Annotated in this window: 21 protein-coding genes, 7 tRNA genes and 1 rRNA gene; 4 read left to right on the top strand and 25 right to left on the bottom strand. The window is 37.1% G+C overall.

The window, feature by feature from the left end:
- Positions 1-3: 3 nt before the first annotated feature.
- The 21 genes from KJS36_RS09075 to KJS36_RS08975 form a co-directional block, all read right to left on the bottom strand.
- Positions 4-77 (bottom strand) — tRNA-Asn (locus KJS36_RS09075).
- Positions 78-82: 5 nt separating this feature from the next.
- A 5S ribosomal RNA gene (rrf, locus tag KJS36_RS09070) occupies positions 83-198 on the bottom strand.
- A 3-nt stretch (positions 199-201) separates the two neighbouring features.
- Positions 202-275 (bottom strand) — tRNA-Ile (locus tag KJS36_RS09065).
- A 97-nt stretch (positions 276-372) separates the two neighbouring features.
- Positions 373-443 (bottom strand) — tRNA-Gly (locus KJS36_RS09060).
- Between the two features lie 31 nt (positions 444-474).
- Positions 475-547: transfer RNA gene (locus KJS36_RS09055), tRNA-Phe, on the bottom strand.
- A gap of 75 nt (positions 548-622) precedes the next feature.
- Positions 623-696 (bottom strand) — tRNA-Met (locus KJS36_RS09050).
- A gap of 32 nt (positions 697-728) precedes the next feature.
- Positions 729-818, bottom strand: a tRNA-Ser gene (locus KJS36_RS09045).
- Positions 819-841: 23 nt separating this feature from the next.
- A tRNA-Glu gene (locus KJS36_RS09040) sits at positions 842-913 on the bottom strand.
- 154 nt (positions 914-1,067) lie between these two features.
- On the bottom strand, positions 1,068-3,143 hold the full coding sequence (gene ftsH / locus KJS36_RS09035; RefSeq protein ID WP_213536600.1) for an ATP-dependent zinc metalloprotease FtsH: 2,076 nt from the start codon (positions 3,141-3,143) through the stop codon (positions 1,068-1,070).
- 148 nt (positions 3,144-3,291) lie between these two features.
- The gene (gene hpt, locus KJS36_RS09030) at positions 3,292-3,831 is read right to left on the bottom strand and encodes a hypoxanthine phosphoribosyltransferase (RefSeq protein WP_213536599.1); all 540 of its coding nucleotides are present in this window, start codon (positions 3,829-3,831) and stop codon (positions 3,292-3,294) included.
- Positions 3,824-5,083, bottom strand: a complete 1,260-nt coding sequence (gene tilS, locus KJS36_RS09025) for a tRNA lysidine(34) synthetase TilS (protein WP_213536598.1) — start codon at positions 5,081-5,083, stop codon at positions 3,824-3,826. Before tilS ends, hpt begins: the two co-directional genes overlap by 8 nt.
- A complete protein-coding gene (locus tag KJS36_RS09020) occupies positions 5,080-6,396 on the bottom strand; it encodes a serine hydrolase (RefSeq protein WP_213536597.1) in 1,317 nt (438 codons plus the stop codon). The genes tilS and KJS36_RS09020 overlap by 4 nt, the downstream gene beginning before the upstream one ends.
- Positions 6,377-7,774 carry a 4-hydroxyphenylacetate 3-hydroxylase N-terminal domain-containing protein gene (locus tag KJS36_RS09015; RefSeq protein ID WP_213536596.1) on the bottom strand — a complete coding sequence of 466 codons (1,398 nt, stop codon included), beginning with the start codon at positions 7,772-7,774 and terminating at the stop codon, positions 6,377-6,379. The genes KJS36_RS09020 and KJS36_RS09015 overlap by 20 nt, the downstream gene beginning before the upstream one ends.
- Positions 7,771-8,112 (bottom strand): RNA-binding protein, encoded by a 342-nt coding sequence (locus KJS36_RS09010; protein WP_213536595.1) that lies wholly within the window; start codon positions 8,110-8,112, stop codon positions 7,771-7,773. Before KJS36_RS09010 ends, KJS36_RS09015 begins: the two co-directional genes overlap by 4 nt.
- Positions 8,109-8,480, bottom strand: a complete 372-nt coding sequence (locus tag KJS36_RS09005; protein WP_213536594.1) for a septum formation initiator family protein — start codon at positions 8,478-8,480, stop codon at positions 8,109-8,111. The genes KJS36_RS09010 and KJS36_RS09005 overlap by 4 nt, the downstream gene beginning before the upstream one ends.
- The gene (locus tag KJS36_RS09000) at positions 8,473-8,748 is read right to left on the bottom strand and encodes an RNA-binding S4 domain-containing protein (RefSeq protein ID WP_213536593.1); all 276 of its coding nucleotides are present in this window, start codon (positions 8,746-8,748) and stop codon (positions 8,473-8,475) included. Before KJS36_RS09000 ends, KJS36_RS09005 begins: the two co-directional genes overlap by 8 nt.
- Before the next feature lie 289 nt (positions 8,749-9,037).
- A complete protein-coding gene (gene mfd, locus KJS36_RS08995) occupies positions 9,038-12,520 on the bottom strand; it encodes a transcription-repair coupling factor (protein WP_213536592.1) in 3,483 nt (1,160 codons plus the stop codon).
- Complete coding sequence (pth, locus tag KJS36_RS08990) at positions 12,520-13,086, bottom strand: aminoacyl-tRNA hydrolase (RefSeq protein WP_213536591.1); 567 nt, start codon at positions 13,084-13,086, stop codon at positions 12,520-12,522. The genes mfd and pth overlap by 1 nt, the downstream gene beginning before the upstream one ends.
- Before the next feature lie 135 nt (positions 13,087-13,221).
- Positions 13,222-13,539, bottom strand: a complete 318-nt coding sequence (locus tag KJS36_RS08985; protein ID WP_213536590.1) for a nuclear transport factor 2 family protein — start codon at positions 13,537-13,539, stop codon at positions 13,222-13,224.
- 11 nt (positions 13,540-13,550) lie between these two features.
- Positions 13,551-13,937 carry a MerR family transcriptional regulator gene (locus KJS36_RS08980; protein ID WP_213536589.1) on the bottom strand — a complete coding sequence of 129 codons (387 nt, stop codon included), beginning with the start codon at positions 13,935-13,937 and terminating at the stop codon, positions 13,551-13,553.
- A 58-nt stretch (positions 13,938-13,995) separates the two neighbouring features.
- Positions 13,996-14,478 (bottom strand): P-loop NTPase family protein, encoded by a 483-nt coding sequence (locus KJS36_RS08975; RefSeq protein ID WP_213536588.1) that lies wholly within the window; start codon positions 14,476-14,478, stop codon positions 13,996-13,998.
- Positions 14,479-14,627: 149 nt separating this feature from the next.
- On the opposite strand from KJS36_RS08975, the gene KJS36_RS08970 reads away from it, so the two are divergent.
- The gene (locus KJS36_RS08970; protein ID WP_213536587.1) at positions 14,628-15,026 is read left to right on the top strand and encodes a hypothetical protein; all 399 of its coding nucleotides are present in this window, start codon (positions 14,628-14,630) and stop codon (positions 15,024-15,026) included.
- A 197-nt stretch (positions 15,027-15,223) separates the two neighbouring features.
- On the opposite strand, the gene KJS36_RS08965 is transcribed toward KJS36_RS08970, so the two are convergent.
- The 3 genes from KJS36_RS08965 to KJS36_RS08955 all read right to left on the bottom strand — a co-directional run bounded on the left by KJS36_RS08965 (position 15,224) and on the right by KJS36_RS08955 (position 17,965).
- Positions 15,224-16,405, bottom strand: a complete 1,182-nt coding sequence (locus tag KJS36_RS08965) for a pyridoxal phosphate-dependent aminotransferase (protein WP_213536586.1) — start codon at positions 16,403-16,405, stop codon at positions 15,224-15,226.
- Between the two features lie 106 nt (positions 16,406-16,511).
- Entirely contained in the window at positions 16,512-17,294 is a 783-nt protein-coding gene (locus tag KJS36_RS08960) for a carbon-nitrogen family hydrolase (protein ID WP_213536585.1), read from the bottom strand.
- A 77-nt stretch (positions 17,295-17,371) separates the two neighbouring features.
- The gene (locus KJS36_RS08955) at positions 17,372-17,965 is read right to left on the bottom strand and encodes an MFS transporter (RefSeq protein ID WP_213536584.1); all 594 of its coding nucleotides are present in this window, start codon (positions 17,963-17,965) and stop codon (positions 17,372-17,374) included.
- A 205-nt stretch (positions 17,966-18,170) separates the two neighbouring features.
- Between KJS36_RS08955 and KJS36_RS10845 the strand changes: the two genes are divergently transcribed.
- The 3 genes from KJS36_RS10845 to KJS36_RS08940 are packed head-to-tail and all read left to right on the top strand — an operon-like array spanning position 18,171 to position 21,233.
- A complete protein-coding gene (locus tag KJS36_RS10845; protein WP_244842886.1) occupies positions 18,171-18,740 on the top strand; it encodes a hypothetical protein in 570 nt (189 codons plus the stop codon).
- Positions 18,721-20,319 carry a DUF6287 domain-containing protein gene (locus tag KJS36_RS08945; RefSeq protein ID WP_213536583.1) on the top strand — a complete coding sequence of 533 codons (1,599 nt, stop codon included), beginning with the start codon at positions 18,721-18,723 and terminating at the stop codon, positions 20,317-20,319. Before KJS36_RS10845 ends, KJS36_RS08945 begins: the two co-directional genes overlap by 20 nt.
- A 38-nt stretch (positions 20,320-20,357) precedes the next feature.
- Entirely contained in the window at positions 20,358-21,233 is an 876-nt protein-coding gene (locus tag KJS36_RS08940; protein WP_213536582.1) for a GIY-YIG nuclease family protein, read from the top strand.
- A 59-nt stretch (positions 21,234-21,292) separates the two neighbouring features.
- On the opposite strand, the gene ychF is transcribed toward KJS36_RS08940, so the two are convergent.
- Positions 21,293-22,408 (bottom strand): redox-regulated ATPase YchF, encoded by a 1,116-nt coding sequence (ychF, locus tag KJS36_RS08935; protein WP_213536581.1) that lies wholly within the window; start codon positions 22,406-22,408, stop codon positions 21,293-21,295.
- Between the last annotated feature and the right edge of the window lie 10 nt (positions 22,409-22,418).

Here is a 22,418-nt window from a genome sequence, read left to right as displayed (position 1 = left end):
TGACTCCGGCAGTAAGACTCGAACTTACGACATCATGATTAACAGTCATGCGCTACTACCAACTGAGCTATGCCGGATAATAGCTTGGCATCTACCTTATCTCGCAGGGGGCAACCCCCAACTACTTCCGGCGTGATAGGACTTAACTTCTGTGTTCGACATGGGAACAGGTGTATCTCCTATGCAATCAATACCAAACTATGGGAAATTCAGGACTCGAACCTGAGACCCCTGCGTTATCAACACAGTGCTCTAACCAACTGAGCTAATCTCCCATGTAATTAACAAATTTTTTGTTAATCGAGGAAGGAACGATTGAAACGTACTAAGGTACGTGATTGAGTTCCTGACGAAGAGTAACAGAAAATTTGAAGCGGATGACGAGAATCGAACTCGCGTGGTCAGCTTGGAAGGCTGAAGTTCTACCATTAAACTACATCCGCTAGTAAATGGTTCTTGATGATAAATCATCAATGGCGCGGGACGGAATCGAACCGCCGACACAAGGAGCTTCAATCCTTTGCTCTACCAACTGAGCTACCGAGCCAACAATTTATTTAAACTTAGTAAAGCAAAGTAAGTTACTTCGCAACTCCTATCTGTAGAGCTACTGAGCTTATAATTGCGGGAATAGGATTTGAACCTATGACCTTCGGGTTATGAGCCCGACGAGCTACCTAACTGCTCCATCCCGCGATAATTTAAATAAAATTTCATAAAGAAATTTAAGGAGGATGTGGGATTCGAACCCACGCGCGCTTTTACACACCTGACGGTTTTCAAGACCGTTCCCTTCAGCCGGACTTGGGTAATCCTCCATAGCTGATAGTTTACTATCAAATAGTCTGTACGGGACTCGAACCCGTGTTACCGCCGTGAAAAGGCGGTGTCTTAACCTCTTGACCAACAGACCATTATTTTTGTCTGCCGAAACAGTACTTTTCTATTATACACTATTTAAAATTATTGTCAAGGATTAGCTATGTTTATTGGGAAATTTTTGTAGAAGGTTCGGTTTTACTATTTTATAGCGAGAAAAAAACAGCTTAGTAGGCTGTTTTTTTCTTTTAATTTTCTGGATTTTCAGATTGATTTGTTTCTGAATTTGGATTTTCTGAAACTTCATCATCATTTTCTGATTTTTCATCTTTAAAAATATTGATATTTGTAAAATCATTTTTATCAGCAAGAGTTTGTTCAAAGTCTTTTGGTTCAAGCGTTTCATCACTTGTAACTTCATTAGGCATCTTGCCTGTCTTATAAAGTGACATAATCTGACGTGCATCAAGCGTTTCATATTTGAGCAATGCCATAGCGATGGCTTTGTGTTGTTCACGATGAGATTCGATGATTTCACGCGCTTGTTCATGTGCTTCAGCAACGATAGAGCGTACTTCCTCATCAATGGCAACAGCTGTTGCTTCAGAATAAGTCTTTGTCTGCCCATAGTCACGTCCAATAAAGACAGCATGGTCACCTTCATAACTAATTGGGCCAAGTTTGTCACTCATTCCATACTGAGTGACCATACCACGTGCAATACGTGTTGCTTGCTCAAAGTCATTTGAAGCACCTGTTGTGATACGTCCGTAAATGACTTCTTCAGCAGTACGTCCACCCATCAAACCTGCAAGATTTTCCATCATATCTTCTTTAGAAAGCAAGAATTGGTCTTCTTTAGGTAAGGCAATCATATAACCACCAGCACGACCGCGTGGAACGATGGTAACTTTGTGGACTGTATTAGCATTTGAAAGGACAAGTCCGACAATTGTATGACCAGCTTCGTGATAAGCAACTGTCTCACGTTCTTTCTCAGACACTTTTTTATCTTTTTTAGCTGGTCCAGCAATAACACGGTCTTCAGCTTCATCAATATCAGAAGCATCAATCACCGTCTTATTACGACGTGCAGCTACAAGAGCCGCTTCATTTAAAACATTTTCCAAATCGGCACCAACGAAACCTGGTGTTTGTTGTGCAACAACTGCCAAATCAACATCGTCTGAAAATGGTTTATTTTTCGCATGAACACGGAGGACAGCTTCACGTCCTTTGACATCTGGAGCACCTACAAGAACTTTACGGTCAAAACGACCTGGACGCAGGAGTGCTGGGTCAAGAACATCTGAACGGTTCGTGGCAGCAATGACGATAACAGAATCATTATTATCTTGGAAACCATCCATCTCAACAAGGAGTTGGTTCAGCGTTTGTTCACGTTCATCATTTCCACCGCCAAGGCCTGCGCCACGTTGACGTCCTACGGCATCAATTTCATCAATAAATACGATAGATGGTGCTGTTTTCTTAGCATTTTCAAAGAGGTCACGAACACGCGATGCACCAACACCGACAAACATTTCAACAAAATCAGAACCTGAGATTGAATAAAATGGAACGCCAGCTTCACCTGCAACTGCCTTAGCAAGCAATGTTTTACCTGTTCCTGGAGGGCCTTCAAGAAGTACACCTGCCGGAATACGAGCGCCTAAATCATGGTATTTTTTCGGATTTTTGAGGAAATCAACAACTTCAACAAGTTCTTGTTTTTCTTCTTCTGAACCGGCAACATCCGCAAAGCGGACTTTTGAAGTTTTTGCATCCTGTTGTTTAGCGCGAGATTTTCCGAATGACATCGGATTACCTGCACCGCCTCCGCCACGAGAGCCCATTCCTCCCATTAAGAGCCAGAAAATTCCGACCATAACGATAATTGTAAGGATTGGAGAGAGAAGTGACAGCCACATACCGCTTGAAGAAGCTTGAATAACATTGACTTTTACATCTTTGTCACTTGCTGTATTTTGGAGAGTTTTAACAACAGTATCTGTTGGAATAACATAACTTTGGAAGTGAGTCACTTCTTGAGTTGTATTTCCAATGACACTATTTGTCTCTACTTTTTTAGGATGTGTGTATTCACCTGTTACTGTGAGCAAGCTATCTGAAGGTTGCATCGTTACTGTTTTAATATCACCATCTTTGAGCTTTGTCATCAATGAAGAATAACTAATTTTATCAACATTACTATGGTTATTGCTGACAAACCAGTTAATCCCTATAACAACTACAATAGCCAAAAGAATCCACATGAATGTGTTTCTAACGATACCGCCATTTTTTCTATTGTTATTATTCATATTTTCCTTGTCTTTAATTTATTTGCTACCAACTTTTATGAGTAACATTTTTGTTATAATATAGCATAATTCAAGGCTAAATGCTAATAGTAAGTATTGGTCAAACTATTTTTCATACTTTAGTATGAGAAATAATTAACAGCATAAATTATTTTTTATAAACTTCTTCTTTAAGAACACCAACATAAGGGAGATTACGATAATGTTCATCATAATCTAAGCCAAATCCGACAACAAATTCATTTGGAATAGTAAATCCTGTATAATCAGGCTCAATCTCAACAACACGACCTTCTGGCTTATCAAGTAAAGTCACAATTTTTACACGAGCACCGCGGTGTTCAAGAAGTTCTTTCAAATATTTTAAAGTACGACCTGTATCAATAATATCTTCAACAATCAAAATATCACGTCCGTTAATTGCTGTATCCACGTCCATGATAAGTTTTACTTCACCAGATGATTTTGTACCTCCGTGATAACTTGAAACAGTCATAAAATCAATCTCAAGTTCTCCATCAATATGTTTAATCAACTCTGCCATAAATGGAACCGAACCACGTAAGATTCCCAAAATAAGCGGTGTTGTATTTTTATAATCGTTTTGTAGAATTTTACCAAGTTCAACTGCTTTTTCATGAATTTGTTCCTCAGAAACAAGCACTTTTTTGATATCTTGCTCAAGCATTTTTATTATCCTCTCTTACAACGGGTTTCACCCAAAGTGTTCTCTTCATTTTATCACTTTTAATTCGTTTACTCAAATCTGAACACGCTAAATCTGCAATCGCATACAGTTCTTTATCCACAAAGATGAGAAAGTTTTCTCTTTTTTCTAATGGAACGTGATTTTCAATAAAATATTTTCTTAATTTTTTATGATGTCCATTGATAATAATAGTGTCTCCAGACTGACGTTTGCGAATTTCCAACTTTCCATTTATTGGCAAGTTGACTTCTAAAAAACTGTCATCATGCGGATTTTCATACAGAATTTCTAATTCATCTTTTTTTTCGTGTTTTTGTTCAATAATGTAGATGAATTTATCATTTTTAACAAAATCATAATCCTTTGATAGACTGCTATGATATTGCTGAGGACGTGATACGATGTGAAGAAGTTCATTAAACGTTGCTTTTGTGAGTGCTAAATCTGGAAAATATGTCAGATATTCTTGAAGGATAAAATGCTGTAAGGCTGGACTTTGCTGAAGAAATTTATCAAGATTGATTTTATCAGATAGGATATTTAATTCTGAAATATTTTCTGAAATAGCAGACATAGCAAGTGAAACTTCATTGGAGAGAGATAATATTGCTTTTGTAAATTGAGGATTTTCTTGACTAAGTTCTGGAATTATCTGATTGCGAATGCGATTTCTCAGATAGTCTGTTCCTTGATTTGTGATATCTTCAAAGAAAAAGGGAGCATCAAATTCTGATTTTTCAAATTGTAGTAACGGACGAATAAGTTCTCCATGAGCAAAGGGTTGGCAATCTTTAATACCTTGTAAACTTCGTAACGGACGTCCTGTGATTTCTCGCATTAAAACTGTTTCAACAATGTCACCTTTATGATGTGCTGTAACAAGAGCTGTATAACCGTTTTCCTTCATTGTTTTTTCAAAAAAATCATAACGAAAATGTCTGGCATTTTCTTCTGTAAACTTACCTGTAAACTTGTCAACGTAAATAGCTACTGATAGTTTTTGGGCAAGCTTGCGAAGCTCTCTTTCTTCCATTTCGGAAGCTTCCCTAAGTCCATGATTGATATGAGCAATTCCTAACTCAATATCTAATTCGGCTTGTAAATCATAAAGCCAATTAAACAAGGTCATTGAATCTACTCCCCCTGACAGGGCAACCAGAACTTTTTTGTGTACGCTAAAATAAGCTTTTTCTTTAATAATTTTTAAAAATTTTCGTTCTGAATTTGTCATTGGAGAACTCCATAAACATCATGTGAAATTTGTTGGATGACTGCATCACTTCCACCATTTGTTTCTACTACCAAAATATATGGATCTGGAGCGAAGACAATGGCTGCATCATGGTTGTAAGCATCTGCATCGCCAATTTTGTGAGCAACTTGAATGTTTTTTGGAACACCTGCTTTAATCTTTGTTGTATCAAAATCCGTATTGAAAAGAGCGTTAAAACTTGCTCCTCCTTCGTGATAAAGAGCTTCAAAAACTCGTCCTACCATCTGAGAAGATGCTTCTCGTGTATTGGGATTCCACGGTGTTCCTGCTATTTTGGTAATTGCAGATTGAAAACTGCTGTCAAATTTATTGGTTTCATAAAATGAGAGCATATTACTCCCTACATTGTCGGAAAATTTTGCTGTGCGGTTAACAATATCTTGTAAAGTATAGTTTTGATTATCTGCTGTCTTGGGTAATGTGCCTGTCCCTGCAGGTTTGTACGCTCCGGAAAAACTATTGACTGCAGAACTGTAAAGAAGTTGGTCTGTCAATGTTGCTTCTCCATTGTTTAATCTTTTTTGCGTCCAATACAAGATTGGAAGTTTGGATAAGCTGGCAGAATACATTTTTTCGTTTTGGTTGACACCTACTGTAAACGTACTGTTCAACTCTTTTACATATATTGAGTAATTTGGATTGTTATATTTCTTATTTAATAGGACTTGAACTTGTTGAAGTTTGGGATTTTCTAATGAAATATCCTTGCTTGATACCCAACCTGTTTGACCGCCGTTAAAGGAAATCTTGTAGTACGTCCCCCAATAAGTTGTTGCCCCTTGGCTTGCCACTAAAGTTTTATTTCCTGTAATCGTTGATAATATTTGATTATCATATGTTGTAAACGGACTGTAAAATACGTTTACAGTTTTTGAACTATACAAAGTGGTGGTTTCAGTTTGTTCTGATTGAATAACGTCTGAGATAATTTGTGATTTGTTGGCTGAAATATAACTTCCATTTGATAATTTGAAACTATTTCCTGTGAGAGCTGTGATTGAAAGCTGTGTTTTCGCAAGAATTTGTCCTGTTTTTTCGGTTAATTTTTCATCCTTATAGGTATTTATGTTTTCCAAAGAAAGTGGGTGTTTAGGAATGCTTGTATAAAGTTCACTCTTAAAGGTGTTGGCAGGCTTTTTAATGATTATTTTTGTTTTTATCTTGCTGTTTGCTGATGTGCTCTGCGAGTGAAAAGCAAAAAATGTTGGCAATATCGCAACTACCAACATAAGGAAAACTCCTGTATTTACTTTATTTTTCAGATTTTGCATTTTCTAAAACCTTATCCAACATCTGGTAAGCTGATGTTAAATCTTCACTTTGCCAGTGCATATTTTTAATCCACATTGGATTGCCGCCGTGGAGAAATTCATAAGTACGTTGACGTTGCCCAAAACTTTCTCCTGTGATATCCCATGCAAGATTGAGCAAAAGAGCGCGGTCTTCGGCATTTATCAATGGACTTGTCATACTTGCTTTTAAAATGTCAGCAATTTCTTCATTTTCAAACTCACGAAAGTCTGGAACACCTACAATAGAGCCACTTGCAAATTCTGCAATCGCACGTAAAGCTTCGTCGTAATAATTTGTCAGACTGGCACGAACGGCAAGTAAAACCTGCATATTGGGTGTTAGGACACCATTTTCCATGTGGGCTGTGACTTCACTAGCGATAATGCTTGACTTAATCATTTCAAGATTGACAGTCAGAGAACCTAGCATTTCTTGAACACGTAAAAACTGGCTGAGACCAAGTTTTTCAGCGAGACGAACGGCTAAAGCTGTGACAAACTCTAGTTTTACAAAACCTCGGACTTCGTCTTGATGAGCGGTATGAACAAAAAATCCGCTGCCCGGGAAAAAGGCGTTTGATTTTTCTACGGAGCCACAAACGAACAGGGATTCATTGGGAACGAAAACGTCGTCTAAGATGATGAAAGCGTCCATCTCATCGAAGGCACCTGAAAGTGGATAATCTTTGAGTGAATAATCTGTTTTCATCGTCGGTTTGCGACAGACAACTTTGACACCAGCTGTGGCAAGCGGAAGTGAAAAGGCAAGAGCGAAATCTTTATCTGCTGGCGCAAGTCCTGGTAGGTTGAACACCAAAAGTTCATCTGCTAGAGGGGCGAGTGTATTGACCTGCTTGGCACCACGAACAATCACACCATCTGGACGTTTTTCTTTTATCCAGACAGCAGCAAATTCTTGACCATCTGAAAGAAGTTCTGTTAAGCCTTTTGAGCGGTCAACTTGCGGATTTTGAATGGCATGAGAAATGAATAAATCTTCGCTTTTCACACGTTTTGCCCAATTTTTAGCATTTTGGGCATAATTTGTCCGTTCGTCTGCTCCTAAAACGTCTGCGTAAGCATCCAAAATTGCAATGCCTGTGTTGATAAAATCTGGTGTACGTCCCAGAAAACCGTAACTTTCACGCGAAACTTTTTCATAAATTTCTCGTTTTTTCACTAAATCTTCATGGGTTTTTGGTGGTAAAAACATGGTGTCAGAGGCATTTAAATCATAGTATTTTTGGATATAGCTGAGTGTTTTTGAAAAAACAGGTTCTGCTGCCATATCCTTGACTTTTTTTCCGTGTAAATAAACGCTTCTTCCATCATTTAGATTTCCTTTTTTTGTGGTCACAGCTGCCGTAACTCCTTATTTTTCTTTTCTAATTCTTCAAGTCTTTCGGTGCTTACTCCTATGAAATCACCGAATGTTTTTTGAAAATCTTTTTCAATAAATTTTAAATCTATTTTTCCATTATCATTGATTTCTGCAATGTCAATTCCAATGAAGTCGCCAACTTGATATTTTAAGTGCTTTTTCGGTAAGGACGACCAGCGTAAAAGTCCTTTTTGCTTCTTATTTTTTTTGACAGAACTGTCAAAAATATCAAAATTGCTGACAGAGTCGCTGTCAGTAATTACAAAGTTCACAAACAAGCCAAATTTCGTGATATTTACGATTTGTCCAATCACGGATTTGCTCCTGTCCCTTTTGAACTAGGTGTTGTAAATATTTTTTCTCCACTTTGTGAATAATCATCTGTCGTTCGTGCATATTTTTGGAGGAAATTTGGGTCTTGTAATTTTTGAATTTCTTGGCTCTGGCTGGTTACTTTCTGGGTCATACTGTCATGTTGTTTAATCGTTTTCTGCTCCAAAACCAGCTGTTTTTGGAGATTTTGATAGGAACGAACCAAGCTGATACTCGCAAGACTAAAAAGAATCATCGCAACTACCAAAATAAGTCCTAAATGTCTGCGTTTAGGAGCTTGTTGCTCTGTTTTTTGTCGCAATTTTTCGTTTGTAAAATCATTTTCCAAGCGAATTACTTGCTTAGTCATCTCTTTTTTCCTCTTGTATTCTATTTTCACTCACGATTGTGTACATTTTTTCAGCATCTTCTTTGCGAGTAAATTCTTTTGTTTCTTGCACGCGTGCTTCTACGATTTTATTGCCGAAACGGATGGTGAGCAAATCATCAAATTTTACATCACTCGAACTTTTTGCGAGTTTTCCGTTGATTTTTATACGTCCTTTATCTGCAACTTCTTTGGCAACTGTACGGCGCTTGATTAAGCGTGAAACTTTTAAAAACTTGTCTAATCTCATGCTTTGATTATAACATATTTCCAAAAATAAAAAAACGGCTAAGCGTTAAAAGACGGGCTTCTTTTGCAAAATTTTTTGACAGTTTTGTCAAAAAGCAAAAACGACCGGTAACCAGCCAGTCGTTTTTTAAGGAGTAAACTTTCCAAAGGATGAAGTCCCTCGGATATGAAAAATTTTATTGGAATAAATATAGTATAACTTCCCTTACTTAAATCTCACTAAAACTAGGCTAAAATGAGACTGAAATTAGAAAATATTTTTTGACAGTTCTGTCAAAAACCTTTTTCTATTATTTTTCATGTTTATTACGTAAATGTGACAATTCCTCCACAAAATTCATAATTTCACTCAATAGAACAACGCTATTACGTTCTTCAATCTTAAATCTAAAAGTCATGTGCCCATATTTTTCACCAACATTTGCCTTGAGCGTTGTTCTTGCTAGTGCCTCAAAATATTCTTGAGGGTCATACATTGTGTTCGCGGATTTTTCCATGCTCAAATTGACTTCAAATTTTGATTTCTCTATTTTTTCGACGAGCGCATTGTCAGCAAAATATTTCAATAAACCGATTTCGAGTAGATAAGCGACTTCATCAGGATATTCGCCAAAGCGATCAAGCAGTTCTTCTTGAATTTCTTCATAGGTTTTTCGCGAATCAATCTGGCGAATACGCTTGTAAATCTCGATTTTTTGTCGTTCATCTGCGATATAATATTCTGGAATAAAAGCATCTAACTCCAGCAAAATTTCGGAATTTGACTTACGTTTCACATGACTGTCGCCCATGCGCTTATGCACAGCCTCTTCCAGTAGTTGAGAATACAAGTCAAAACCAATGCTGTCAATAAAACCAGATTGCTCAGCGCCGAGTAGATTTCCCGCACCACGAATGGACAAATCACGCATGGCAATCTTAAAGCCAGAACCAAGCTCTGTAAAGCCTTTGATGGCGTCCAGCCGTTTTTCAGAAACTTCCGAGAGGATTTTTTCTGGTCGATACATGAAATACGCATAAGCCACGCGGTTTGTGCGTCCAACACGTCCACGAAGCTGGTAAAGCTGGGACAAGCCCATCGCATCAGCATTTTCGATAAAAAGTGTATTCGCATTGGGAATGTCAACTCCGGTTTCGATGATGGTTGTTGCAACTAAAACATCGTAATCCCCCGCGATAAAGCTGAGCAGTGTATTTTCAAGCTGAACTTCACTCATTTGTCCGTGAATATAACCAATCCGTGCCTCAGGAATGAGTTCTTCCAGCTGTGACACTTTTTGCTCAATCGTGTCAACGCGATTGTAAACGTAGTAAACCTGTCCACCACGTGAAATTTCACGGAGCACAGCATCACGAATAACACCGTAGTTGGTCTCCATGACATAAGTTTGCACAGGATAACGGTTTGTCGGCGGTGTTTCAATGACGGACAAGTCACGAATACCCAGCATTGACATATGTAAAGTCCTCGGAATCGGTGTCGCTGTCAATGTCAACACGTCAACCTGCGTTTTTAATTCTTTCAACCGTTCCTTATGCTTGACACCAAAACGTTGCTCCTCATCAATAATCATCAGTCCTAAATCAAAAAAGACAATATCCTTTGATAGCAGACGGTGCGTGCCGATAATTAAATCAATCCTGCCTTTACGCAATTTTGCTAGGATTTCAGCTTGTTCGGACTTCGTTTGAAAACGACTGAGAACCGCTACGTTGACACCAAAGTTGACAAAGCGCTCGGTCATCGTTTGATAATGCTGCTCAGCAAGCACGGTTGTTGGGACAAGCACAGCAACTTGCTTGCCATCATTGATTGCTTTAAAAGCAGCGCGCATCGCAACTTCGGTCTTCCCAAAACCAACATCACCGACAAGTAAACGGTCCATTGGACGTTCTTTTTCCATGTCCTGCTTGATTTCATTGACCGAACGGAGCTGGTCATCGGTTTCAACATAAGCAAAACCACCGTCAAATTCTTCCTGGTTGCTGTCGTCCGCGGAAAATGCAAAGCCTTTCTGTGCCTGCCTTTCTGCATAAAGCTGGATGAGGTCTTCTGAAATATCTTCAACCTGCTTGCTGACAGAAGTCATTGTTCTACGCCAACGTCCGTCGTTAAGCTTATTGATTTTCGGCTTTTTGCCCTCGCCTGCGGAATATTTACTGAGCAGTTCCAAATGGTCAACTGGCACAGAAATCGTATCACCATGGTCATATTGGATGGTTAGATAATCGCGGTGCATCCCAGATATTTCAATGGTCTGGATACCCATGTACTTCCCAATGCCGTGATTTTTATGGACGACATAATCGCCAACTTCGAGTTCATTGTAATCTTTAAGACGTTCTGCGTTAGTAATGTTGAGTCTGCGCGCGCGTTTTTTTCTGACCTTACCGAAGATTTCTTTCTCCGTCATCACGACTAATTTTTCGTCAATGAAGTTAAATCCGTTGGACAGATTGAGTGCGATGAGATTGATTTGTCCTGTTTGTAGCGCATCACTGTCAACTTCGTGTAAATCAAGTTCTAATTCTTGTAAACTCTGACGAAGTTTTTCTGACGAAACTGTCAAAACAACTGTAAACTCTTGTTTGACAAAACGTTCCACTTCTGTGTAAAAAAGTTCCATTTGTCCAAAAAATTGTTGCATCGAATGTTCATTGAAAGTGTACAATTTATCAAATTTGATATTGCCCAATCCTTTTTGAAAATTCGAGAAAAAGGTAGCAGGCTTGTGACTACGAACTTTGGAAATCGTATCCAGCAGATATTTTTGTCCATCAAAACTACGAAACATCGTCTTCTCAGAGAGAATAAAATCAGCCAATTCCAGCTCAATTTTATTATTCATCTCATTGACTTTTTGAAAATCATCAATGAAAATCTGACTATTTTTCGGGAAATAATCCAACAATGACGTTGCTTTTTCATAAAAATACTCAGCAAATTTTCGTAAATCTTGATGATAATAATGATTAGAACTAGCAGCAATCAGTTCGTCAAAATAAGATTTCTCTTTTTCATCTGTTACTTTTTTTGACAGTTTCGTCAAAAGGTTTACACCATGTGTAAACTCGTCAGCGGTCAATAAAAAGTCGTTAGCAGGATAGATTTCAAGTGTTGACAGACTTGTCAAAGAACGCTGGCTCTCCACATCAAAGCTGCGAATCGTGTCAACTTCATCACTGAAAAATTCCAAACGCACAGGATTTTCTGCATCCAAAGGATAAAGGTCAACAATATCGCCTCGTTGAGAAAATTCGCCAGGTGTCATCACACGCTGTGTCCGCTCATAGCCTGCATTTGTCAGTAGTTCTAGCAAATTTGACAGTGGAAATTCATCGCCCTGCGCCAGTAAAAGATAGTTTTCTTGATAATTTTCAGGTGTTGGCAAATAACTGCGCAGCGCCATAAATGGCACAACCAAAAAGCCTGTTGCTTCTTTATCCAACAGGAAATTTAAGGCTTCAAGGCGATAAGCAATTCTGTCTTTACTGGCTATCGCAAACTCTGCGTAAACATTATCGTCCGAGAAAAACTGAAACACTTTTTCCTCACCCAGCAAGGTTGACAGCTCATCGTAAAGTTCATTCGCGTGAAACTGATTGTCTGTCACAATCACGTATTTGTCAGGTGTATTTTCATAAGCATTTGTCATAACCAGCGCTTTCGCCGTTCCTGACAGACCTGTCAAAAGTGTGCGCTCCTGCTTGGCAAATCCGCGTTCCCAAGCTTGGATATTTAGATTTTGGTCAAAAAATTCAATTAGTTTCATCAGTTATATTTATTCATCGCTTTCGCAAAATCGTTGTTGTCAATGTAAAATTTGACCGCGTCAACCGCTTTGACAATTCCGTCAAAAGCTGCTGTGTCATCTTCATTGTCAAAACCTGTCAACACATGATTGACAACTTTCATTCCATGTTTCGGACGACCAATCCCAATCTTGACATGATTAAAATACTCTGTCCCGACGTGTGTCAGGATAGATTTTATCCCGTTGTGTCCGCCAGAAGAACCTTTTTGTCGCAAACGAACACGTCCGACAGGCGAGTCCATATCATCAAAAATCACTGTCAAATCTGATGAATCAATATTATAATAAGTCAAAAGTGGCTTTACCGCACGCCCTGATTCATTCATAAAGGTTTGAGGTTTCACGAGAAACACTTTTTCGCCGTTTACAAAAGTCTCTGCGACTTCCGCGATAAAAGTTTTTTCCATCTTAAAAGTTGCATCAAGATCTTTCGCCAGCAAATCCAGCGCCATAAATCCCATATTATGCTTTGTTTTTTCATATTTATCGCCCGGATTGCCCAAGCCTACAATCATTTTTGTCATCATTTCCTCAGTTTCTAAAAGCAGAAAAGGCCGACTTTTAAAAATCAGCTGTTGCTATTTATTTTATCAAAAAAAAGGCAAAAAGTCTTGTGCCTTTTCTTATATTCTGACAAAAAATTCAACTTTTTCCTTACTTTAAAGCACTTCCCACTTGATAATCTTTCCAGCAGCATCAAAAATATAATGCTGATGTAAAACAATCGGACTTCCTGGAAAAGTTCCTGAAACTTCAACAGTAAGTACATTTTTTTCTTCGTCAAAGTTGACAGGTTTGTAAACCGTATGATAGTTGGCATTTGTCATCCGATTCCATGTTTCAATCTCAGCAGGTCCTCTATAAGTCTCGCCCTCATCTGTCACAACAGCTGTCTCCGCAAAATTTGCCGCATAAGCCTTGCTATCAAAGTTGGCTTGAGCAGCCAATAATTGCTCAATGTGTTTTGGTAATTTCATTTTTCCTCTTTCTAAGTCGCTGAGTGCTTCACCCAGTCTTCCATACGAGCCAATTCGCCCGGTAAATTTTCCTCCGATTGGGCAATCCGATAGTCAAGATAGTCAAGCGTTTCCGAGAGCGAAGCTAAATCCGCCACCACCTGCTCACGATGTGTTTTCAGCAAATCAATATGCTCTGTGTGTTTTTCAGGTGCTACTAATAGTTCTCGAATTGTCGCCAACGGTAAACCAGCCCGTCTGTAACAACGCACACTGTAAACTTGACGCCGCGCACTTTCATCATAATCCCGCACACCACGTGCATTTCGCGGTACTTGGATTAAACCTTCTTTTTCATAAAAGCGCAAGGTGTCTGCCGATAAGCCTGAATACTTCGCCATTTCCGTGATACTGGTCATCTTTTCCCCTTTCAGTAGGATAATTTATTATATCAGGTTGGAGTTACTCCAAGTCAAGTCAAAAGTTTTTTAGAAAATTTTTGATTTCTTTTTTATTTTTCAACACAACTAAATTAGGTAAATCTTTGACTTTTTCTCGTGGACTTTCTTTCAACCATGTAAACATTGCTCGCAACATCTGTAAACTTGGACGATAAGAACTTTTTTCAATATGGAGTTTTTGCTTGATAAAACGCAGAATAATCCGTTTTTTCAATAGTTTTTGCGGTAAATCAAGCAAAACAACAGTGTCAACTTCTCGTAAACCTTGTGTAAAACATTTTCGTCCAACATCTTCAATGATATAACTTTCCTGCATCAAAATTTCTTGAAAAAATTGCTCCCGCTCAATAACAGAACGTTTGATATTTCCATTGCCAGCAGGTGCTGCCTGATGCACAATATCATCCAAATGATACACATGTGTCCCAGTCATCACCGAAATTTTGCACGCCAGAGTAGTTTTTCCACTTGCTACTCTACCAATAATATAAAGTTTCATCTTTTTTTCCTAGCTATAAAGCTGATTATTTTAATTTTTATTATATCAGAAATTAAATAATTCCGTCTTGCTTTTAGTAATGGTTCTTAGGATATACTTATCCTAAGGACTTAACTTTGCCAAGTCAAAAAAGAAAGCTTTAATATAATATGAAAAAAAGTATTTTACTATCCTTAATGCTCATGGTGGCAGTATTGGTATTAGTTGCTTGTACAAAGAGTACAACAAGTAATCATTCAAATAGTTTTTCAACAAATACTCTCTCTATTTCTGCCATAAAGAAACATTTGGAAGCTTCAGGTTTTGAGTATGTACCAGATCCGGACAATCAAGGACAGAACTATAATCAATGGTACGGCAACGATACGAATAAAACGAGCGACTACTATTTCCACAAAAACTTAGAAATCTCAAATAAATTTCAAATTAGTGTAAACAATGGTTCGCCAGAAGTGGCTTTTTGTCAAGCGGCAAAAAATTTGAAAATTACTCTTTTTGATGGCAACTCAGTTGAAATTAAAAAAGGACAATGTTTTTTGAACAAATAACTGGTACAGAAGATGATATTGATAAGACCAATATAATAATTACAAGTTTCAAGCAGATTGATACGGCTATCTCTCACAATAGGGATTTTTACAGTAATGATTAAGACCAACAATGATCACGATAATTATTTGTTTGTGAGTATTATTTCAGATTATAAAAGAACACTTATATTTCATAGAATAAGTGCTCTTTTTATTTATTTTTCAAAAAGTCCAAGTCCGGAAATCCGTTCAACCGCCTCAATCAAACGCTCAGGAGATACTAAAAGTCCAATCCGTACGTAGCCCTCGCCAAATTCGCCAAAACCATTTGCTGGAGCCACAGCGACACCGACTTTATCGAGTAGCAAATCCGCAAAATTTTCGCTCGTAAAACCTTTAGGAACAGGCATAAAACTATAAAAAGTTCCCCCCGATTTTCCACCATGCCAGCCGATTTTTTCAGCAGCGCTCACAAAAGCATTGCGGCGTGTTTCGTAAGTTTTGACAAGTTTGTCAATTTCAAAATCACGCTCTGGTGCTGTTAGTGCAGTAATTCCTGCTTCTTGTAAAGCTGGAAAAACACTTACAAACAGATGGTCTTGAATGAGATTAAGTGCTTCAATGATGTCAGCATTTCCCACTGCAAAACCAAGGCGCCAGCCTGCCATATTAAAGGTTTTTGAGTAAGTATAAAACTCAACGCCAACCTCTTGTGCACCTGCAATTTCCATGAAACTAATCGGCGCGCGACCGTCAAAGCCAATCGCACCGTAGGCAAAATCACTGATAATTCCCACCTCATAGTGTTTTGCCCAAGCAACCACTTTTTCATAAAATTCTCGTGTAGCCACAGCACCTGTGGGATTGTTCGGATAATTTAAGTAAAGAAATTTTGCTTTTTTCGCGATTCTTTCCGGAATTTGCGCTAAATCTGGTAAAAAATTATTCTTTTCTAACAAAGGAACCGTTGCAAATTCAACTTTTCCAAGCGAAGTTCCGGACCAATAATCTGGATAGCCTGGGTCAGGAAGCAGCAGCAGTTCACCTGGATTCATCAGTGCCAAAGGCAATTCAACCAGCCCAATTTTAGAACCTGCCAAAATGGCCACTTCACTTTCTGGTTCAAAAGTAACACCATACTTTTCCTGATAAAAATCGCTGGCTGCCACTTTCAAATCATGTAGCCCACGAAAAGGTGAATATTTATGATTTTGAGCTTTAGCAGTCGCTTCCTGCGTCGCTTTGACAATATAATCAGGCGTTGGTTGGTCAGGATTTCCCTGCCCGAGATTGATTACATCGACTCCCTCAGCAATTTTTGCATTGACTTTCAGCACTAAATTTGCAAAAAATTGCTTGGGTAGATTTTTTAGTCGTTCAGATTCTTCAAATTTCACGTGAAACACTCCTTTTATTTTTTTGACAGCTTTGTCAAAAAATATTTCTTCAATTTATTTCTATTTTCTTATAAAAAACTTTTTGACAGAACTGTCAAAAAAATTTTTAGTGATAAAGTTCAGGTCTGCGGTCAGCAAATACTGGAATTTGACCACGCACTATGTCAACTTGGTTGACATCAATGTCAATGAGCTGTAAACTTTCAGCTTCCCCAGCATCAAGCAAAATATTTCCTAGTGGACCAACTGCCAACGAATGCCCACTAAAGCGATTATTCAAATCATGACCAACGCGATTAACTGCCACGACAAAAGCTTGATTTTCAATCGCACGCGCTTGTAACAAAATTTTCCACTGCTCAATACGCTGTTCTGGCCACTCTGCAACCACATAAAGAATTTTTGCTCCCTGTTTCATATTTGTGCACAACCATTCTGGAAAGCGAATATCATAGCAAATAACCGCTGCACTTTTCACATCTGCCAACTCAAAAACATTCTCACTTGCACCACTCGAAATAAATTTTTCCTCATCCATCGGACCAAATAGATGCACTTTATCATAATGGCTCACCAAATTTCCATCAGTGTCAAAAATATAGTTACTATTGTAAAATTTCCCAGATTTTGCTGTTGCAACTGAACCACCAACAATGTTTATCTGATATTTTTTTGACAGTTCTGTCAAAAACTTTTTTGTTCTTTTTCCATCACTATCTGCCAGTTCTGTCAAATTTGACAGCGCATAGCCTGTATTCCACATCTCTGGAAAGACAACGACATCTGCCTTTTTCTCAGCAGCGAGTTTCGTAAATTCACCTACTTTTTCAAAATTTTTCTCCGGCTCAGCAAATATAACATCCATTTGCGCCAATGCAATTTTTACCATAAAAAACCACCTTTTCTTCATTTTACCAGACCCACACAGCCTGCATTTAAAAAAATAAAAAGTCGAGCTTTTAAAATTTAAAACTCAACTTTCTTCGCATTCAGTTGCCTCAAGCCCTTAAAACCATATTTAATCATCCGATTTCCATGCCGAATAAAAGAAATTGACAAACCTGATAAAATCACCAAAATCATTGCCAGCCACATCAAAGCAACTTGTCCATTTTTCCCATAAATAAAAGCGAAAATAAACGACGCATGAATGGTAAACAGCATAAGAATAAAAAGAAAAATCCCTGCCGTCAAACCATAAACAAAAAACTTTCTTTCTCCCTTTTGATTATTCAAAAGTTTATAATCCCGCAAATCATTCAAAAAATGCTTTTTAGTCTTGCGCTCATAAGTAAAAGAAATCAGCTCAGCCACAATACAAACAATCGTCAATAATACAAGCGATAAAGGATAAGCTGTCTGTTGATTAAGCTGATGTAAAATACCCATCACAGCAATCCCTGCAATTACAACCACCAAAGAGCCTAAAAATGACCAAAGACTCCGCATTTTTTGCAAACTTTTTCCACTTGACTGATGATTTGAAGTAACAATTTGCAACTTATTAGGATCAATAAAATAATCCACTTTTTTATATGTCAATAAAAATATTTTGTTCATTTTTTCGTTTGAAGTTTACAGTCACTGTAAACTTATTATCAACCTATCTTTAAATTTCTATTTTTGAAAATAACTTCTTTCATTATAACAAAAATTATCTCAAACATTGCTATTAATAGTTGTCCTTTAGATATACTTATCTAAAGGACTTGACTTTGCCAAGTCACGAAAAAAAGGAAGCGTTTTATTAAAGAAAGAGAAATTCATGAATAATTATACTACTTATACTCCATTTAATCCGTTTAACTATCTTTCACAATACATTGTACTTTTGATAATTGTATATTTCATCGGAGCAATCATCGCCTACCTTATTATTCGCTCTGTTTGCGAGCAAAAACTCGAACATCCAGTCATTACCTTTTTGATTTGTCTTTTTATTCCTTTTGGTTTTTATGTAGAATTAATAAGAAATTCTGCAACTGATAATACCAAACGGTTACTTGCGGAACTTCAAAATCAAAAAGAAACTTTTTCTCTTGACCAAAACGAAAACAAGCCAGCTATTCCAAAAATCCCAAAATATGTTCCTTTACCTAAATATAAAGGTTTTAACTTGCGTGGATACAGCACTTACCTTCGTTCTATTAATTTTGAAAATATAAAACTTGTTTTTAAAAACGATGCTTATGCAAAATTAGGATTTGTTTATGATGAAACAATAAAAAAATACCCAGAAGTAGACGAAAAAATAGAAGTGAATGACAGTTTAATCTTAATTGATAAAACATTTTCAAAGGAGGATTGGCAAGAATATGCAAAGAAGAAAAAATGAATATTTTCCCGAAGATGTTAAAAAGAATAACAAAAAATTATCAAAACGCCTCCTATTTTTAGGTATCCTAACTCTTCTTCTAATCATTACTGGAAGTGTTTTCGCCTATCAAAGACATGAAATTTCTCTCCATAAAGCCACCTACCATGCGTTAAAAGTAAATGCAGAAAAAGATATTAAGCGAGCAAAAATAACAGAAAAAAGCTCTGATATTCAAAAGGCAACTCTTGCCATCAAAAAGTTAAACTCTAACGATAAGAAATTATTCACTGCACAAATTTCAGAAATTAATAATATTATTAATCTAAAAAATGCAATAGCATCAGTAAATACAGCTTATAAAACTCAGCTCAAAGTAGATATCACCACAGCACAAAAAAATATCCAAAAATTAAAAACAAATGATAAAAAAACTTTATCTCAAAAAATAAATAATTTAACCACAGGATTATCAGACATTACAACAGCAACTTCTGCTATTGAAAAAGCTGAAAAAGATAAATCTTCTGCTTATGAAAAAGTCTCACAAATGAAAAAAGCAGCGGAAGCTCAACCAATGGATTTCAATGCAATCAAAAATGGAGATTATAGCAGTCTTGAAGGAACTTGGAAAACCATTGCTTTCTCTTCAAATAATTATGATGGCAAGGGAATACAATGGACTCCTGACAATTCAAATTCTATAAATCAACTTTTAATTTCAAAAAATAAAATTACATCTTTTATTTCATTATCAAAAAATCAACTTTCCGAATCAAATGGTAGTGGAACTGTTTCATTTAACAATCAAAAAGGTAGTCTAAGCGCTGAAGCTCCCGTAGGAGCAATTGAAGACAGTATCTCATTTTACCCTGCAGGTATTGATATTACTTTCTCTTTAAACAATGGGGTAATAGATGATACTTCAAAAAATCGGATTCTTATCCGCTCAAGTAACATGGATTCTGGTTCAATTTTTGTACAAACAAGTAAAATTTCTTCGACATCTTTTTCAATTTCAGATGTGGAACAAGCAACGATTGATACAGATATAAAGACAGCCCAAAACGATATCAATAAACTAACTCAAGACTGGGAAAATTCAAAAAAAGTAACACTTCAAAATCGTCTTAACACATTAATAGCAAGTCAAAGCATGAATCTCTCTCAAATAGAAACAGGAAATTATAATACTATCCAAGGAATATGGAAAGATAAGAACGGAGATACTTTCAATGTTTCTGGGAATAAAATAAATTGGACAAGCTCAACAGAAAATACAACAATTTCTGGATTAACTTTAATCAATTCTGAGATTGTACAAGCAACAAGAAAAACAAATGCTGTACAACTAAAAAAAGATTATAATAAAACTCCTAATTATAATAATACAATCTCTGGTGGATTAGATATGGGAGTTAAGATAGATAACGCATCAGGAATAGGTGGATATTTTATAGAAATAGACTATCTGCCTGCTGATTGTGTACCTAATACAGGATTTTTCTCCTATGATGGAAGTTCTGGCAATACTCAAAAAGACAGAATTATAGCTTGGTCAGGACAAAATGGACCTGGTCCAGTTTATTATAAGCAATAACAAAGCATTTTATAATTCGCAAAATAAAGGAGAACATAATGAACAACCCAATTTTACTAAAAGATTTACTCAATTTTGATGCCTTATTAAGGCAATATTCTAATCGCCGAATTAAATTACGATTTAATAAAGATTGGGGAAATGAGGAAAAATGGTATTCTTTCGAATCAATGTATCTTAATGATGACCCAGATTTTGAACATTGGTACCAAAATAATGGTAATGGAAAAACAGCACGGAATAGGGCAGATGACATTCAATTTTCTTTCATTGAGCTTGGAAATGGCAGTCACAAATGGTTATTGATAGATGCTTATCTTGTCTTAAAAGCAGATAATGGGAATGACCAAGCAGAAATTAAACGTCTTGAAGAATATGTTCCTTACTTTGGACGTTTGATTGTTGATTGGAAAAGTCCAGCTAGAAACTGGTGGGTTGTTAATCAAGAAGCCATCAATGCTATTGAGATTTCAGACATTCTTTCTGTTTCTTATAAAGATAAAACAGAAAATTTTCCGGGTTATGAAAATATTATCAAATCATATAGTGAACTTAATCATTTGATTGATAATTCTGATTGGAAAACTGCACTTTCTCGAATTTACGGTGTTTATGTTTTGACAGACAAAGCGACAGGCAAACTATATGTTGGCTCCGCTACAGGTGATGCTGGGATTTATGGACGTTGGAAAACTTATCTAACAAAAGGACTAACTACTGAAAATGAATACATCAACAAAGAATTAAAAGCATTATGGAAAGAGTCAGGTATAAAATATATTCAAGATAATTTTCAATTTAAACTACTCGAAATTTTTCAGCCAAACGAAATAGGAAGAAAAAAAGCATTAGAACGTGAAAACCATTGGAAAGAAGTGTTAGATAGTCGTCAACACGGTTATAATTCCAATTAAAATAAAAATAGAAACCCTTGAAGTTTCTATTTTTATTTTACACCACTGTAAACCTAAGTTTACACATTAAAACGAAATTCCATAATATCGCCGTCTTGGACAACGTAGTCTTTTCCTTCTTCGCGCAAGCGTCCAGCTTCACGAACGGCTCTTTCTGAGCCATATGTGATAAGGTCATCATAAGACATCGTCACCGCACGGATAAAGCCTTTTTCAAAGTCTGAATGAATGACACCAGCGGTTTGTGGGGCTTTCATTCCTCGTTTAAAAGTCCAAGCCCGGACTTCTTTTTCTCCTGCGGTAAGGAAAGTAGCAAGTCCTAATAAATGATAGGCAGCTTTTGTCAACTGTGCAACGCCAGATTCCTGTAAACCAAGACTTTCTAAAAATTCTGCTTTTTCATCGTCATCCAGTTCAGCGATTTCTTCTTCAATTTTTGCAGAAATTACAACGACTTCGGCATTTTCTGTAGCAGCAAAATCACGGATTTGTTTGACATAGTCAATGCTGTCTGACTCACCAACTTCGTCTTCAGAGACGTTTGCGACGTACAATACAGGTTTTGTTGTCAATAAAAAGAGACTTTTAACAACTTTTTGTTCATCTTCTGTAAATTCGACTGTTCTAGCAGATTTTCCATCTTCAAGAACGGGCTTGATTTTGGAAAGAACGGAAAATTCAAGAACGGCATCCTTATCTTTCTGCGTGCGTGCGATTTTTTCAACACGTGTAAAGCGTTTATTGACACTCTCAAGGTCGGCTAAAATCAGCTCTAGGTTAATGGTTTCAATGTCATCAAGCGGGTCAACAAAAGCACCTTCACGCCCATTTTCACGCATGACATTTTCATCGTCAAAGGCCCGAACCACATGAATAATCGCATCGACTTCGCGGATATTTGCGAGAAATTTATTTCCCAGCCCCTCACCACGAGAAGCACCTTTAACAATCCCTGCGATATCTGTGAACTCAAAGGTCGTAGGAATCGTTTTCTTTGGATGATACATTTCAGTGAGCTTATCAAGTCGTTCATCAGGGACTTCAACCATACCCACATTTGGCTCAATCGTCGCAAAGGGATAATTCGCAGCTTCGGCTCCTGCTTTTGTGATGGCGTTAAATAAAGTGGATTTTCCGACGTTTGGAAGTCCAACAATTCCTGCTGTTAATGACATTTTTCTTTTC

It is taken from the genome of Lactococcus nasutitermitis (genome assembly GCF_018403765.1).
GTDB lineage: Bacteria > Bacillota > Bacilli > Lactobacillales > Streptococcaceae > Lactococcus > Lactococcus nasutitermitis.
This window is presented reverse-complemented; position numbering and strand designations above follow the sequence as displayed.

Bases quoted from the DNA above. Each gene is read 5' to 3' on its own strand.
- KJS36_RS08940 (WP_213536582.1), top strand. From the start codon at position 20,358: ATGAACAACCCAATTTTACTAAAAGATTTACTCAATTTTGATGCCTTA.
- hpt (WP_213536599.1), bottom strand. From the start codon at position 3,831: ATGCTTGAGCAAGATATCAAAAAAGTGCTTGTTTCTGAGGAACAAATT.
- KJS36_RS08960 (WP_213536585.1), bottom strand. From the start codon at position 17,294: ATGGTAAAAATTGCATTGGCGCAAATGGATGTTATATTTGCTGAGCCG.
- KJS36_RS08980 (WP_213536589.1), bottom strand. From the start codon at position 13,937: ATGACCAGTATCACGGAAATGGCGAAGTATTCAGGCTTATCGGCAGAC.
- KJS36_RS08975 (WP_213536588.1), bottom strand. From the start codon at position 14,478: ATGAAACTTTATATTATTGGTAGAGTAGCAAGTGGAAAAACTACTCTG.
- KJS36_RS09020 (WP_213536597.1), bottom strand. From the start codon at position 6,396: ATGCAAAATCTGAAAAATAAAGTAAATACAGGAGTTTTCCTTATGTTG.
- ychF (WP_213536581.1), bottom strand. From the start codon at position 22,408: ATGTCATTAACAGCAGGAATTGTTGGACTTCCAAACGTCGGAAAATCC.
- KJS36_RS10845 (WP_244842886.1), top strand. From the start codon at position 18,171: ATGAATAATTATACTACTTATACTCCATTTAATCCGTTTAACTATCTT.
- tilS (WP_213536598.1), bottom strand. From the start codon at position 5,083: ATGACAAATTCAGAACGAAAATTTTTAAAAATTATTAAAGAAAAAGCT.
- KJS36_RS08955 (WP_213536584.1), bottom strand. From the start codon at position 17,965: ATGAACAAAATATTTTTATTGACATATAAAAAAGTGGATTATTTTATT.
- KJS36_RS09000 (WP_213536593.1), bottom strand. From the start codon at position 8,748: ATGAGATTAGACAAGTTTTTAAAAGTTTCACGCTTAATCAAGCGCCGT.
- ftsH (WP_213536600.1), bottom strand. From the start codon at position 3,143: ATGAATAATAACAATAGAAAAAATGGCGGTATCGTTAGAAACACATTC.
- pth (WP_213536591.1), bottom strand. From the start codon at position 13,086: ATGACAAAAATGATTGTAGGCTTGGGCAATCCGGGCGATAAATATGAA.
- KJS36_RS08970 (WP_213536587.1), top strand. From the start codon at position 14,628: ATGAAAAAAAGTATTTTACTATCCTTAATGCTCATGGTGGCAGTATTG.
- KJS36_RS09005 (WP_213536594.1), bottom strand. From the start codon at position 8,480: ATGACTAAGCAAGTAATTCGCTTGGAAAATGATTTTACAAACGAAAAA.
- KJS36_RS08945 (WP_213536583.1), top strand. From the start codon at position 18,721: ATGCAAAGAAGAAAAAATGAATATTTTCCCGAAGATGTTAAAAAGAAT.
- mfd (WP_213536592.1), bottom strand. From the start codon at position 12,520: ATGAAACTAATTGAATTTTTTGACCAAAATCTAAATATCCAAGCTTGG.
- KJS36_RS08985 (WP_213536590.1), bottom strand. From the start codon at position 13,539: ATGAAATTACCAAAACACATTGAGCAATTATTGGCTGCTCAAGCCAAC.